At 56.8% G+C, this 14,291-nt stretch carries 14 protein-coding genes; 4 read left to right on the plus strand and 10 right to left on the minus strand.

Annotation, left to right across the window (positions count from 1 at the left end; genetic code table 11):
• The first annotated feature begins 250 nt into the window (after window positions 1-250).
• The 4 genes from ASD58_RS08105 to ASD58_RS08115 are packed head-to-tail and all read left to right on the plus strand — an operon-like array spanning window position 251 to window position 4,610.
• Window positions 251-2,194, plus strand: coding sequence for a DUF6531 domain-containing protein (locus tag ASD58_RS08105; protein ID WP_229209933.1), 1,944 nt, complete (start codon window positions 251-253; stop codon window positions 2,192-2,194).
• Complete coding sequence (locus tag ASD58_RS08110) at window positions 2,191-3,417, plus strand: RHS repeat protein (RefSeq protein ID WP_057260617.1); 1,227 nt, start codon at window positions 2,191-2,193, stop codon at window positions 3,415-3,417. The genes ASD58_RS08105 and ASD58_RS08110 overlap by 4 nt, the downstream gene beginning before the upstream one ends.
• A 5-nt stretch (window positions 3,418-3,422) precedes the next feature.
• The gene (locus tag ASD58_RS32510; protein ID WP_162252998.1) at window positions 3,423-4,256 is read left to right on the plus strand and encodes an RHS repeat domain-containing protein; all 834 of its coding nucleotides are present in this window, start codon (window positions 3,423-3,425) and stop codon (window positions 4,254-4,256) included.
• A 15-nt stretch (window positions 4,257-4,271) separates the two neighbouring features.
• The gene (locus ASD58_RS08115) at window positions 4,272-4,610 is read left to right on the plus strand and encodes a hypothetical protein (protein WP_057260618.1); all 339 of its coding nucleotides are present in this window, start codon (window positions 4,272-4,274) and stop codon (window positions 4,608-4,610) included.
• Between the two features lie 604 nt (window positions 4,611-5,214).
• On the opposite strand, the gene ASD58_RS08120 is transcribed toward ASD58_RS08115, so the two are convergent.
• From ASD58_RS08120 to recA, 10 genes are all read right to left on the minus strand, one after another.
• Window positions 5,215-5,697, minus strand: coding sequence for a pilin (locus ASD58_RS08120; protein WP_156401199.1), 483 nt, complete (start codon window positions 5,695-5,697; stop codon window positions 5,215-5,217).
• Between the two features lie 356 nt (window positions 5,698-6,053).
• Window positions 6,054-6,530 (minus strand): pilin, encoded by a 477-nt coding sequence (locus tag ASD58_RS08125; RefSeq protein WP_057260619.1) that lies wholly within the window; start codon window positions 6,528-6,530, stop codon window positions 6,054-6,056.
• Window positions 6,531-6,705: 175 nt separating this feature from the next.
• On the minus strand, window positions 6,706-7,191 hold the full coding sequence (locus ASD58_RS08130) for a pilin (RefSeq protein ID WP_156401200.1): 486 nt from the start codon (window positions 7,189-7,191) through the stop codon (window positions 6,706-6,708).
• 198 nt (window positions 7,192-7,389) lie between these two features.
• Window positions 7,390-8,049, minus strand: a complete 660-nt coding sequence (locus ASD58_RS08135; protein ID WP_057260620.1) for an FHA domain-containing protein — start codon at window positions 8,047-8,049, stop codon at window positions 7,390-7,392.
• Between the two features lie 63 nt (window positions 8,050-8,112).
• Entirely contained in the window at window positions 8,113-8,994 is an 882-nt protein-coding gene (gene sucD / locus ASD58_RS08140) for a succinate--CoA ligase subunit alpha (protein WP_057260621.1), read from the minus strand.
• Between the two features lie 13 nt (window positions 8,995-9,007).
• Window positions 9,008-10,174: an ADP-forming succinate--CoA ligase subunit beta gene (gene sucC / locus ASD58_RS08145; RefSeq protein WP_057260622.1), complete on the minus strand. Its 1,167-nt coding sequence runs from the start codon at window positions 10,172-10,174 to the stop codon at window positions 9,008-9,010.
• A gap of 58 nt (window positions 10,175-10,232) precedes the next feature.
• On the minus strand, window positions 10,233-10,799 hold the full coding sequence (locus ASD58_RS08150; protein WP_057260623.1) for a DUF2889 domain-containing protein: 567 nt from the start codon (window positions 10,797-10,799) through the stop codon (window positions 10,233-10,235).
• Between the two features lie 142 nt (window positions 10,800-10,941).
• A complete protein-coding gene (locus ASD58_RS08155) occupies window positions 10,942-12,531 on the minus strand; it encodes a phosphoethanolamine transferase (RefSeq protein WP_057260624.1) in 1,590 nt (529 codons plus the stop codon).
• 28 nt (window positions 12,532-12,559) lie between these two features.
• A complete protein-coding gene (gene recX, locus ASD58_RS08160; RefSeq protein ID WP_057260625.1) occupies window positions 12,560-13,015 on the minus strand; it encodes a recombination regulator RecX in 456 nt (151 codons plus the stop codon).
• Window positions 13,016-13,093: 78 nt separating this feature from the next.
• Entirely contained in the window at window positions 13,094-14,164 is a 1,071-nt protein-coding gene (gene recA / locus ASD58_RS08165) for a recombinase RecA (RefSeq protein ID WP_057260626.1), read from the minus strand.
• Window positions 14,165-14,291: the final 127 nt, after the last annotated feature.

Here is a 14,291-nt window from a genome sequence, read left to right on the forward strand (position 1 = left end):
TGAACCCTGAGAATGGACATTCTTTGAACAGCATGGAGGTAGACCAGCACACATTGAAAAAAGCAGCTTGAACTATCAAATTAGGCGACAACTAGCTTGAAAATTTCCGGGTGAGGCGATTGCAAACATCATCGCCAAGCAAGCGAAAGAGGCAGCCACCAGTCCAAACTACTGTTTAACTTTTGTTTCCATTTCGCCTACGGGTGGACTAACCGGAGGCGGCGTCGCAGGATGGAGCTATCGGATACCAGTGACTCTCACCGTAAACTGGCAGCCGACGACACGACAAGATGAGATCCGTGGCTTGTCTATCAGTGCCGTAATCACGCGCACGACCAACCCTGATTGTGAGTGCGGGGTCGGGAATCCGATCAACCCTGCGCATGGTTCAAAATTTGCGGCTGAAACGGATTATGCTGCCACCAAAGGGCTGCTCACCTTTTCGCGCACCTACAACTCGCAGTTCCCGACCCTGATGGTTGGCATGGGCAACCACGGGAGTTGGCAGCACAGCTTTGAACGACGGCTTTTCCTGGATACCACGTACCCTTACAGGGCCACGGCATTTCGCCCGAACTTTGACAATAAGGGGTTCGTCCGCACGTCATCAGCAAACCCTTGGTCCAAGAGTCCAGGCAATCCCAACCAACTTAGCCTGACCACCTTTAGTAGTATCGTCAATAGCGTAAAGCATCAGCTGTTTGATCCCGCCACCAATACCTCTGAAAACTACGACCAAGCTGGGTTGTTGTTGTCTGCAAAGAGCGCTGACGACGAAGTCAAGCTCACATACAGTACGGCCACCGTCGGCACCGTGTATCCAACCGGCGCTCCAGCATGTGCGGCGTCAGCGAAACGCACAGCGCCTAATCAGCTCCTTTGCGTAACCAATGCAGCCGGCCGTCAGCTTAATTTTGAATATGATCCTGCAGGATGGCTGATCAAGATGACTGATCCCGCAGGCAACGCATATCAATACGCCTATGATGCTGCAGGCAACCTGGCACAGCTCATTTACCCGGATGGCTTCCGGAAGCAGTACCACTATAACGAGCAGGAGTTCACTGCCGGAGTGAATCTTCCAAACGCTTTGACCGGTATTTCCGAAGAGCGAGAGTCCGAAGTGTTCTCACGCTTCGCGACATACACGTATAACGCTCGCGGATTGGCAGCATCGACGCGACATGCTGGCGAGGCCGATTCCTTTGCGGTCGACTATGATCCCTCAACCTGGACGCGGACAGTTACGTCACCATTGGGTGCGACCCGGTCAGTCAAGTTCCAGAAAATCGGCTTCATGCTGTTCCCGGTCTCTGAAACGGAGAAAGCAGATAACGGCGCTGATGTAACTGCAACGAGCACCTACGATACTTTTGGCAACAGGCTGACTTACAAAGACTTCAGCGGCAACACAACCCAATACACCTGCCTCGGTGACCGCAAGCTGGAGATCAAGCGTGTTGAAGCCGCAGGAACTAGTCTCGCCCGTACCATCAGCACCGAGTGGCACGCGACGTTCCGTTTGCCGATCAGGGTTGCGGAGCCAATGCGGATCACAACGTACACCTACGACTCCAACGGCAACCAACTGACCAGCAGCGTGCAGGCCACCAGCGATGCAAGCGGCGCGAGCGGCTTCTCGGCAGCGCCAGTCGGTGCGCCACGCGTCACGACCAGCACCTACGATGCGCAGAGCCACCTCCTCACTGTTGACGGCCCGCGCACCGACGTCAACGACGTGACGACCTACACCTATGACGCTGCAGGCAATCTCGCCAGCGTCACAAACGCATTGAACCAGGCAACCACGTTTACCAACTACGATGCCAACGGCCGACCTGGAATGGTCACCGACCCGAACGGCCTCGTGACGCAGTTGACGTATTCGCCACGCGGCTGGCTCACGACTTCCACCACAGGCGGCCAAGTCACCAGTTATGAATACGATGGCACAGGCCAAATGACCAGGGCAATCATGCCCGATGGTTCGTCTGTAAGTTACGGCTATGACTCCGCGCGCCGCCTGGTCTCTATCGCGGACAGTCTGGGAAATAGCATTTCTTATACGCTCGATAGCGCAGGCAATCGCACCGGAGAGCAAACCAGGGATGTGAACGGTGTACTGGCGCGCCAGATTTCGCGTGTGTACAGCACCCAGAACCGACTCAAACAAACTACCGGGGCAGCGCAATGATTCGACACCTGAAACACAGGGCCGTGCTGGCCATCGCGATTCTTGCCACTGGCGTTAGCAGCGCACAGACTCAGGATTCGACCACAAACTACAACTACGACGAAGCCGGCCACATCAAGGAAGTGATCGACCCACTTGGCCGGAAGACCACGAATGAATACGATGTACTTGGGCGCCGAACCAAAGTCACTGATGCCAAGAACGGTGTCACGCAATTTGAGTTTGATGGCCTGGACCAGCTCACCAAAGTTACCGATGCCCGTAACCTTGCCACCAGCTACACGATCGACGGCCAAGGCAAACTAATACAGACCAGCAGCCCTGACACGGGCAATACCGTCAACACCTATGACGTAGCAGGGAACCTGGCGACACGCACTGATGCGAAAAACCAGACCACCAAGTACCTGTACGACACGCTTAACCGTGTTACAAGCGCGACCTACGCCGATGGCACGAGCACGACTTACGTGTACGACCAGGGACCGAATGCGCTTGGTCGCCTGAGTCAGGTAACGGATGCCAGCGGAAGCATCCAGTACGGATATGACCAGCATGGACGCGTAGCGAGCGAGACTCGCACAATCGGTGGCCAGGCCTACACAACGCTTTACCAATTCGACCAATACGGCCGCGCCTCCGGCATCACCTACCCAAGTGGACGCACGGTGTCTTATGAATACGATGAGGCCGGGCGCATCAAACAGATTCAAACCAGCCAAGCGGGCGGCACAGCAAAGCTTCTCGCCAGCCAGATCACCTACATGCCGTTCGGCGGGCTGAAGTCGCTGCTCTTCGGAAATGGCCAGACCTATGAGCGCACCTATGACCTCGATGGCCGCATGACGAGCTACACGCTCAACGGACAGGTCCAGACGGTAACTTATGACCCCGCCAGCCGCATTACCGGTATTACCGACGCCGGCAACAGCGCCAACAACCGCACCTACGGCTACGACCAGCTTGACCGCATCACCATCGAACAGCGCCCGCAACGCAGCCTTGGCTACACCTATGATGCTGTAGGTAACCGTACTCAGTATGTGAACGGCGCAGCGGTAACCAACTACACCTACGCACAACTAGCAACCGCCTCATGCAGGTCAGCGGAAGCCAGACAAACACGGTCCTTTCCGATTCCAACGGTAGCATCACCAATAACGGTAACGCTACATTCAACTATGATGCACGAGGCCGCATGGTCTCAGCTAACACTGCTATAGGTGTGGTGAAATACAAGATCAACGCGCTTGGGCAACGTGTGCAAAAAACCACGCCGACTGCGAGCATCGTCTACCACTACGATCTTGGCGGCAAGCTGATTGCCGAAAGCACCGGCAGTGCATTCACCGAATACGTCTACTTAGGTGAAATGCCGATTGCAGTCCAAGCAACAGGCCCTTCAGCCGCAGCCAATGCGTACTTCATTCACACAGACCAAATCAACACTCCGCGCACTATCACGGATGGCATTGGCGCCCTGGTGTGGCAATGGGATAGTGATCCATTTGGCAAAGAGACACCTGACGAACAACCTACCGGTCAAAGTGCATTCATATTCAATCAGCGATTCCCAGGTCAGCAATTTGATCGCGAAAGTGGTCTACTCTACAACTACTATCGCGACTACGATCCGCAGACGGGGCGTTATGTGCAGAGCGATCCCATTGGATTGAAGGGGGGCATCAATACTTACGCATATGTGAAGAGTCGTCCTCTGCAATATACGGACTCGACAGGTGAGGCCCCCGACCAATGGTGGCGGCCCTGCAATGCAAGTCAGGTCGACGCATGTGTAACTCAATGCGAGAGTAATGGTAAGGAATTTGAGAGCTGTGCTGTCCGCTGGATGAAAGGTGACGGCGTTAAAAAACCTTGGGCGGGAACACCTGCAAGCGGCGGCTTAAGTTGCAGTTGCAAGGAGAAAAAACAAGAACCTGGGTTCTGTAGCGCGAACACTAAGACCTGTGCCGCTGGTGCAGCGCTTGTTTTAGGTACATGCTTGATCCTTGCACCAGAAGTGACAATTCCAGCGCTAGCAGTTGGCGCCGCTGCACAATAAATCTGAGAGCTTGCAATGAGAAAATCGCTGAAAAATCAGCTTGAAATCGGAAAATGTTATTTCAGGCTGGGATATTACGACAGAAATTTGACTGTTCCATTTATGGATTCTTTTTTCTTTATAGGCCGTGACCTTTACCTAGGAACAAGTGGCATTTGGTTTTTTCAAAGTGCCGAAGCGTTTTTAAATGGCCAACCAATTAACCTTGAGGCTAGACCTGAAGACAATGGTGTAATTGGGCTTTCAGAAGAAGAGCTTGAGGATATTGTTGACTGGAGCGGTCTTATCGAGGAGTTCGTGCTAAATAAAAAGATGCAAGATGAGGGGAAATTTTTAAGTCAGAGGGTTTCGTAAGTTGCAAGGCGCGTCGATACATGCGCCGAGGGAGCCGGTGCCAGGTCTGTCATTTGGACAGCTAGCGCCCTCATTTGACGAATCTCAAGGTCTAAATTCGGTCGGATTCGCGTATCGATATTTATCGAAGACTCTGTTCGCGTGTCCGAATGAGAGACTTAGCACCGGCTCATTTGTCAGTGATTCTATTCGCGTGTCCGATGACAGACCCGGTACCGACTCTCTGGCACCGCCCTCGCAATCACAGTTGGGCCGGTTGAGCGCGGCAAGCTGAGGGCGCGGTGCACGAGTCAAGCGGTCCGCATTCGCCCCTGTGGAGCGCGCGAGCGACACGCCTTAGCGGGCAGCGATTTGCGTCAGCCGGCATAACGACAGATGATCGGGGAATTTGCTGGCCGCTACTCTTGACAGCCGGCTCGGTGCCGCCATTCCGCCATCGATTACCGCGCACAGGAGGGGCACCGATGTCATCGTTTCGGATATGGCCGTGCCCGAAGAAGCGCGCCGTTTCACATCCGGTTACCCGCTGTAGCACCGGTGAACTGTCACCCCAAATAAAAAAACCGGGCCGATGCCCGGTTTTTTATTCATGCCTTGGCGATTATTAGCACTTGTCGCCGGCCTTGTTGTTCTTTTGCAGGGAATCACGAACTGCGGTATTGGTCACAGCAGTTGCGTCAACGAACCAGCGCAGGGTGGTAGCATCAGCAGCGATGTTCGGGCAGAACTTAACGGTCTTGCCGTCAACGCCGTCACCCACGCCGGAAGCGGCGAAGGTGATGCTGATCACGCCAGCGGCGGAGCTAGCGGAGGCAACTTCTTTGGTTGCGGTGAAGGTCTTGATACCTTCTTTGCCGGTGTCGCAAGCAGTCACAACGCCGCCGTTTTCCTGGCCGCACAGTGCAACAGCAGTCTTAACTGCGTCGATCGAGGTCAGGCCAGCAGCTGCTTTAGCTTTGGCGGTGTAGTCCGAGTATGCTGGGATCGCTACGGCAGCCAGAATGCCGATAATGGCCACAACGATCATCAGTTCGATCAAGGTGAAACCAGCTTGTGCTTGGCGCTTGATCATTTTCATGGATTTCATTTACTGCTCCTTCAGGTAAGATTCTAATTTGGGTAAGACAGGGATGTATAAGCAATCACCGTGCCAGCTTATTTTTTAGAAAATCCTTGTGTTTTTTTGACAAAATCCGTCAGTTTTATTCTAGCAGTGACGTTTTTTGTCAGCTGGGGCCAGCCGAGGTTCTTTTTTGTGTCACCTGATGTAGCGAGTGTAGCCTTCGCTTCTGAGATCAACGGTAGCTGTTCGCCCTTGAGCAGCGGATGAGATATAGTGCAGCTGGGCTTTACCTTGCTCGCGCTGCTGAACGGCCGGCAATTACACCACGTTACTAAAAAAAAACCGGGCCAAGGCCCGGTTTCTTCTTCATGCTTTAGACATTACGGGCAAACGTCGCCGGTCTTGTTGTTCTTTTGCAGCGAGTCGCGAACTGCTACGTTGGTCACAGCAGTTGCGTCAACGAACCAACGCAGGGTGGTAGCATCAGCAGCGATGTTCGGGCAGAACTTAACGGTCTTGCCATCAACGCCGTCGCCCACGCCGGAAGCGGCGAAGGTAATGCTGATCACGCCAGCGGCGGCGCTAGCGGTAGCAACTTCTTTGGTTGCGGTGAAGGTCTTGATACCTTCTTTGCCGGTGTCGCAAGCGGTCACAACGCCGCCATTTTCCTGGCTGCACAGTGCAACGGCAGTCTTAACTGCGTCGATCGAGGTCAGGCCAGCAGCTGCCTTGGCCTTAGCGGTGTAGTCCGAGTAAGCCGGAATTGCGACAGCAGCCAGAATGCCGATAATGGCCACGACGATCATCAGTTCAATCAGGGTGAAACCAGCTTGTGCCTGACGCTTAATGGATTTCATTTGTTGCTCCTTCAGGTAAGAATCTAAAAATTAGGTACTGCGCTAAAAAATAAGCAATCACCGTGCCAACTCAATTTTTCAGCAGCCACGCTGGCCGACCAGCAGAAAATCGATTGACGAAGCTGCAATAAAAAAACCGGACCAAAGTCCGGTTTTTTTATTCATGCTTTAAGCATTATGGGCAAACGTCGCCAGTCTTGTTGTTCTTTTGCAGGGAGTCACGAACTGCGGTGTTGGTCACAGCAGTTGCGTCGACGAACCAGCGCAGGGTGGTAGCATCAGCAGCGATGTTCGGGCAGAACTTAACGGTCTTGCCGTCAACGCCGTCGCCCACGCCGGAAGCGGCGAAGGTAATGGTGATCACACCACCGGCGGCGCTAGCGGAAGCAACTTCCTTGGTTGCGGTGAAGGTCTTGATACCTTCCTTGCCGGTGTCGCAAGCGGTCACAACGCCGCCGTTTTCCTGGCCGCACAGTGCAACAGCGGTCTTAACTGCGTCGATCGAGGTCAGGCCGGCAGCTGCTTTAGCTTTGGCGGTGTAGTCGGAGTATGCTGGAATTGCTACGGCAGCCAAGATGCCGATAATGGCCACAACGATCATCAGTTCAATCAGGGTGAAACCGGCTTGTGCTTGGCGCTTGATCATCTTCATGGATTTCATTTGTTGCTCCTTCGGGTAAGAGACTAAAAAATTGGGCAGGACACTTGGGTATGTGCAATCACCGTGCCAGCCCATTTCTTTAGCAAACCGCCATGATTTCTGTCAAAAACCGTCAGTTTTCTCCTGCTGAGATGACGATTTTGGTCAAGCGGGCTGCAAACTTTGTCAGTTTATGGTGTTGCCGCATGACAATTTTCGTCAACTGACGCGGACTGCCATCAGGATCCCGCTGAGGTCGAGGATGTCGCCCTCTTTCAGTGGATGGGGCTGGCGCGGCATCGGGTCGCCGTTCAGCAGGGGCGACTTGTCGCCCTCCACGTGAGCAACGGAATAACCTTCGGGAGCACGGGCGATCACCACTACCTGCACGCCAGGGCGGCCAAGGCTGGTGACGGCCTTGGTCAGGCTCAGGGTTTTGCCGGCGTTGCTGCCGTTCAGGACTTCAACATGGGCCAGCGGCAGTTCGGCGAACTGGGTGTTCGGCGAAGCCGAAGCCGAAGCCGAAACCGAGGCCGAAGGCGGAACCGGCATGGCGGGGATGGTAGCGGCGGCCGCGGCTAGGGGCCGGATGCCGTCGCTGACAAATTCGAGGTGGTACTTGGCCATCTTGATCACATCCTTGTTTTGCAGGAAGTGCTTGCCGATGCGGTGGCCGTTCACAAATGTACCGTTTGTGCTTTGCAGGTCTTCCAGAAAGGAATCGTCCAGGATGGTCGTGATGAGGGCATGCTCGCCGCTCACTGCGCCGTGGTTCAGGACAATGTCGTTATGCTTGTGGCGGCCGACGGTCATGCGCTCCTTGGTGAGCTGCACTGTCTGCTCGATAACACCTTCTCGCATCACGAGTAGTTTTGCCAAATCGATATCCTCCTGGTAAACGCAAACGGGGAGCCGAAGCTCCCCGTTATCATACAGCTACTATTACAGCATTGCCTTCAACAGACGAGCCATTTCGGAAGGGTTCTTGGTAACCTTGATGCCGCAGGCTTCCATGATTTCCAGTTTGGCTTGTGCAGTGTCAGCACCGCCGGAGATCAGCGCGCCGGCGTGGCCCATGCGCTTGCCTGGAGGAGCGGTGACACCGGCGATGAAGCCAACCACTGGCTTCTTCATGTTGTCCTTGATCCAACGGGCTGCGTTGGCTTCGTCCGGACCACCGATTTCGCCGATCATGATCACAGCGTCGGTGTCAGGATCGTCGTTGAACATGCGCATCACGTCGATGTGCTTCAGGCCGTTGATCGGGTCGCCGCCGATACCAACTGCCGAAGACTGGCCCAGGCCCAGAGCGGTCAGTTGGCCGACTGCTTCATAGGTCAGGGTGCCGGAGCGGGAAACCACGCCGATACGGCCCTTCTTGTGGATGTGGCCAGGCATGATGCCGATCTTGATTTCGTCCGGGGTGATCAGACCTGGGCAGTTAGGGCCCAGCAGCAGGGTCTTGGAACCGGCTTTAGCCATGCGGTCCTTGATTTCCATCATGTCGCGGACCGGGATGCCTTCGGTGATGCAGATGGCCAGGTCCAGGTCGGCTTCCACGGCTTCCCAGATTGCAGCGGCTGCGCCTGCTGGTGGAACGTAGATCACGGAAACGGTCGCGCCGGTTTCCGAAGCTGCTTCCTTGACGGTTGCGTAGATCGGGATGCCTTCGAAGTCTTCGCCGGCTTTCTTCGGGTTCACGCCAGCAACGAAAGCTTCACGGCCGTTCGCGTAATCGCGGCACATGCGGGTGTGGAACTGGCCGGTCTTGCCGGTGATGCCCTGGGTGATGACTTTGGTGTCTTTATTGATCAGGATAGACATAGTGATTCCTTAATTATTTACCGGCAGCGGCAGCGACAACGCTCTTGGCTGCATCTTCCATGGTGTCAGCGGAGATGATTGGCAGGCCGGAGTCGGCCAGCATCTTCTTGCCCAGGTCTTCGTTGGTGCCCTTCATGCGGACGACCAGCGGCACTTGCAGGGACACGGCTTTGGATGCGGTGATCACGCCTTCGGCGATCACGTCGCAGCGCATGATGCCGCCGAAGATGTTCACCAGGATGGCTTTCAGGCCTGGGTTTTTCAGCATGATTTTGAACGCTTCGGTCACTTTCTCGGCCGTTGCGCCACCGCCCACGTCCAGGAAGTTGGCTGGCTCGCCGCCGAACAACTTGATGGTGTCCATGGTTGCCATGGCCAGGCCGGCGCCGTTCACCAGGCAGCCGATGTTGCCGTCCAGGGAGATGTAGGCCAGGTCGAATTTCGATGCTTCGACTTCAGCTGGATCTTCTTCGTCCAGGTCGCGGTAAGCCACGATTTCCGGGTGACGGAACAGGGCGTTGGCGTCGAAGTTGAACTTGGCGTCCAGTGCGATGACCTTGCCGGAACCGGTCAGGATCAGCGGGTTGATTTCGGCCAGCGATGCGTCGGTTTCCCAGTAGGCTTTGTACAGGCCCTGCAGGTTGGTGACCGCGTCGGCGATCGAACCTTCCGGCACGCCGATCTTGGCGGCGATGCCAGCGGCTTCGGCGTCGGTCAGGCCGACGGCTGGATCGATAGCGATCGAGTGGATTTTTTCCGGGTGCGATTCAGCGACTTCTTCGATGTCCATGCCGCCTTCGGAGGAAGCCATCAGAACAACTTTCTGGGTGACGCGGTCGGTCACCAGGGAAACGTACAGTTCCTTCTTGATGTCGGCGCCTTCTTCGATCAGCAGGCGGCGAACTTTCTGGCCTTCAGGGCTGGTCTGGTGGGTCACCAGCTGCATACCCATGATCTGGTCGGCGTACTCTTTCACCTGTTCCATGGTCTTGGCAACTTTCACGCCGCCGCCTTTGCCACGGCCACCGGCGTGGATCTGTGCCTTCACGACCCATACTGGGCCGCCCAGGGTTTCAGCAGCTTTCACCGCCTCTTCCACGGTCATGCACGGAATACCGCGCGGTACGGTCACTCCGAACTTTCGGAGGATTTCTTTGCCTTGATACTCATGGATTTTCATGCTGGCTTTCCCTTCTTTCGAATACCTGTTTGTTGGTTAGATGTATTTTGTACAGCACCTAGGCTGCTTCTGTCTTGTTGACATACCAGCGTGGGTAGAACTCGGCAACTGCCCCGCCATCGGTCTTGAGGGCGTGGCACTTGTCAAGTTGGAACGGTTTTTCTGTCGCAGTGCTGGAGCGCTCGTTCACTGGCCAGACGTCATTGGCAAAGGCTTGCACGGCTGCCGTCGGCAGCACCAGGGCCAATTCTGTCAGGTGGGTACAGCCTTGTACGCCGGCCAGCCTTTCCTTGACTGCATGGCGAAAACCCTTCATCAGGTTCAGGCCGATCAAGGCTTTGTAGGCAGGGCCGATCGTGTTGCAATGGCCAGGATAGGGAACGGCGTCCGAACTTGCTTCGGCATCGACGATGGTCAGCTGCTTATCGACGGTCACGCGCAGCCACAGGTCGTGCAGGGCTTCGTTGCCCTTGCGCGGGCCGGATGCCAGCATGGTGTCGAATGTTTTGATGTCCGTGATATGGGCGTCAAGATCCCACAGGCCATCCTCGCGTGAATACGCCTGGATGTCTATGGCGCGCGTATGCCGCAGCGCACGTCGGGAGACTGGATTTGACAGGGACATAAGACCGATGCCACAAAACGTGGCCAAAATTATAAGCAGCTAAACAGTACGCCGCAGCTTCTACGGACAACCACCGCACCCGCGGTGCTGCATAAAACTACAAAAGTGTAGCACAACCCCACTCATCGCCCAATCCTGGCGTTCATTTGACCGACTCGAAATCGACCATATCGTTCAGGTTGATGTACACCATGCGCTTGCCGGCATCGAACTCGCGGCGCGCAAAACTGCGGCGCGGATCGGCGCCGCGCCAGCCCACCGAGCCAAGGTCAAGCAAGGTCGGGAACACATTGGTATTGCTGATCGGGCGGTTGAGATTGGCCTGCAGCCCGGCCGCGCGCTCAGGAAAGCGCTGGCGGTAGCTCTGGTTCATCCAGGCCAGCACCGGCACCCGCAAGTCGTAAGGCGTTGGTGGCGACTGCGTGTGCATGAAAAAGCCGCGCTCGTCGTCGAACAGGTTTTCGCCATGGTCGGAAGCAAACAGCATGACGCTGGGGCGCTGCTCCTTGCGCAGGATGTCGATGACCCGCACCAGCAGCTTGTCCGTCTCGACCACGGTGTTGTCGTAGGAATTGATGGCGGCCTGCTTGTCCTGCGGACGCGGCATGTTCAGGCCGAGGTCGGCCAGGGTGGGCGCAAATTTGCGCGAGTCGGCACCGTAGCGTTCGTCGTAATAGATATGGCTGCCAATCGTGTGCAGTACGACAAACTGGCGTGGACCGGCCTGGCGCAGGAAGGATTCAAACAGCGGCAACAGCATGGCGTCGGTGCGCAGGTGGTAATCGCGGGAGCCGCTTGCGTGTTCCGCTACATCGGCCATGCGGCTGATGTCGTCCGCTTCCTGGTTAGAGAACCAGGCGGTGCGGAAGCCGGCCTCATGGAAGGTCTGCACCAGGGAGGCGCGCTTGCTTCCATCGGACAGCGAAACCATGGTGGGCATCGCCTTGCCGGTCCAGTTGGCGTTGGAGACCACGTCGCGGAAAGACAGCAGTTCCGGCCCGAGCGCCGCCAGGCCCGGCGTGGTGTCGCGCGGGTAGCCGTTCAGGCCAAGATGGTCCGTGCGCAAACTTTCGCCAATCACCAGCACCACCAGCACTGGCGCGCTGTCGTCCTGGTAGCGGCCGTCGAGGCTGGCGAAATCGACGTGGCGCGCCGCCTGCATGGCTACCCGCGAAGCGGACAGCGCCAGGTTGCTGGGAAATGCCAGGCTGGCGGTCGAATATTCGAAGAATGGCGGCAAGCGCAAACTGTGCGACAGGAAGGTGCGGCCGGTGAAGGCCAGCATGGCGAACATCAGCAGTCCCGCCATCACGCGTTGCCGGCCCGGCCACGGGAGGCGCCAGGTATGCGGCAGCGACCATGCCAAGGCGACATAGGCCAGCGTGCTGGCAGGCACCAGCCATAGCAGCCAGCCAAAGGATGCCAGCACTTCGCGGGTTTGCGCCCAACTGGTCTGCCAGGCCGACAGCACCAGGGCATCGCCCGGCACGCTGTGGTAAAAGAAGGTCAGGAAGCAGTAAGGGCCGGCCAGCAAGGCCAGTGGCGTCAGCAGCAGGAAGGTATAGCGCGGACGCGGCAGCAGGACGAAAGGCCAGGCCAGCACAAAAGCCGAGAAACAAAGCAGGGCCAAGGCGTCGGCGGCAGATTGCAGGTGGTCGGTTGCCAGCACGGCCAGCGACGGCAGCCATAACCACAGGGCGAGCAGGCCGGCTTTGAACAGGGTTTTAGTCATGCGCGGATTATACGGGCTCGGGCCCGTGCTATTCCTCGTCCGGCATGGTGCCTTTCATGGCGGTGCGAATGGCTTTTTGCGAGAAGCCGCGCGACATGAGGAAGCGCAATTGCTTCTGCCGCCCTTCGGGATCGTCGGCGACTTCGCCGAATTTGCGGCGCCAGACTTCGCAGCAGCGCTCGACTTCGTCTTCCTTCAGGCTTTCCTTGACCTCGGCCAGCATGTCGCCGCCGATACCGTGGTGCTGCAACTCGGCCACGATGCGGCTGTTGCCGTAGCGGGCGGCGCGGCGGTGCACCAGGTTTTCCGAAAAACGCTCTTCAGAAAGCCATTTGTTTTGTTCGAGGAAGTTCAGCAGGGCTTCGACGTCATCGCCCTCTTCCGCGTGGCGCTGCAGCTTGCGGGCCAGTTCGAGGCGGGAGTGCTCGCGCTGGCTGAGCAGGCGTAATGCACGGGCTTTTAGGGTGGGTTTGGGGAGGGGCATGCTTTTAAACCGGTAAACCGATGTCAGACCCACTGGGTCTGACACCTGAAACGCGGCGGCCGCAGGCTGGTACCGGTTTTAGTCGACAGCGCGCAGCTTCGGCGCCTCTTCACCATCTGTCACCGCTGGCAGCTCACGCACGCCCAGCGCGGCACGCACTTTGTTCTCGATTTCACGCGCCAGGGCCGGGCGCTCCTTGAGGAAGGAACGGGCATTGTCCTTGCCCTGGCCGATACGCTCGCCGCCGTAGCTGTACCAGGAACCCGATTTCTCAACGATCTTGGCTTCCACGCCCAGGTCGATGATCTCGCCTTCGCGCGAGGTGCCTTCGCCATACAGGATGTCGAAGTGGGCTTCCTTGAACGGAGGCGCAATCTTGTTCTTGACCACTTTGACCTTGGTCTCGTTACCAATCACCTCGTCGCCCGACTTGATCGAGCCGGTACGACGGATGTCGAGGCGCACGGAGGCGTAAAACTTCAGGGCGTTACCGCCGGTGGTGGTTTCCGGCGAACCGAACATCACGCCGATCTTCATACGGATCTGGTTAATGAAGATCACCAGCGTGTTGGTGCGGTTGATGGTACCGGTCAGCTTGCGCAGCGCCTGGGACATCAGGCGGGCCTGCAGGCCTGGCAGGGAATCGCCCATATCGCCTTCGATTTCAGCTTTCGGGGTCAGCGCGGCGACGGAGTCGACCACGATCAGGTCCACGGAACCGGAGCGCACCAGCGCATCGCAGATTTCCAGGGCTTGTTCGCCGGTGTCCGGCTGCGAGATCAGCAGCTCGTGCAGGTTGACACCCAATTTTTGAGCATAGACCACGTCCAGCGCGTGTTCCGCGTCGATGAAGGCGCAGGTGCCGCCCATTTTCTGCATTTCAGCGATCGCTTGCAGGGTCAGGGTGGTTTTACCGGAAGATTCAGGGCCGTAAATTTCCACCACACGGCCGCGTGGCAGGCCGCCTACGCCCAGCGCGATATCCAGGCCCAGGGAGCCGGTGGAGACAGTCTGCACTTCCTCGATCGGGGCGGACGCGTCCATGCGCATCACGGAGCCTTTGCCAAACTGCTTTTCAATCTGGGCCAATGCGGCCGCCAGGGCCTTGGCTTTTTCCGATGCAGGTACTGCGCCTTTTTTGTCGTCCATGATGATCTTTCGCGGCTAAATGAATTGGGTCACTACGTTGTACAGGTGGTACTGTATAAAATTACAGTGCTTTTGACAAGCCCCTTTTTGCAAACTTTGCGATTTATCAAAGAGGTGGTTACAGTTA

The organism is Duganella sp. Root1480D1, from assembly GCF_001427305.1.
Classification (GTDB): Bacteria; Pseudomonadota; Gammaproteobacteria; order Burkholderiales; family Burkholderiaceae_D; genus Rugamonas.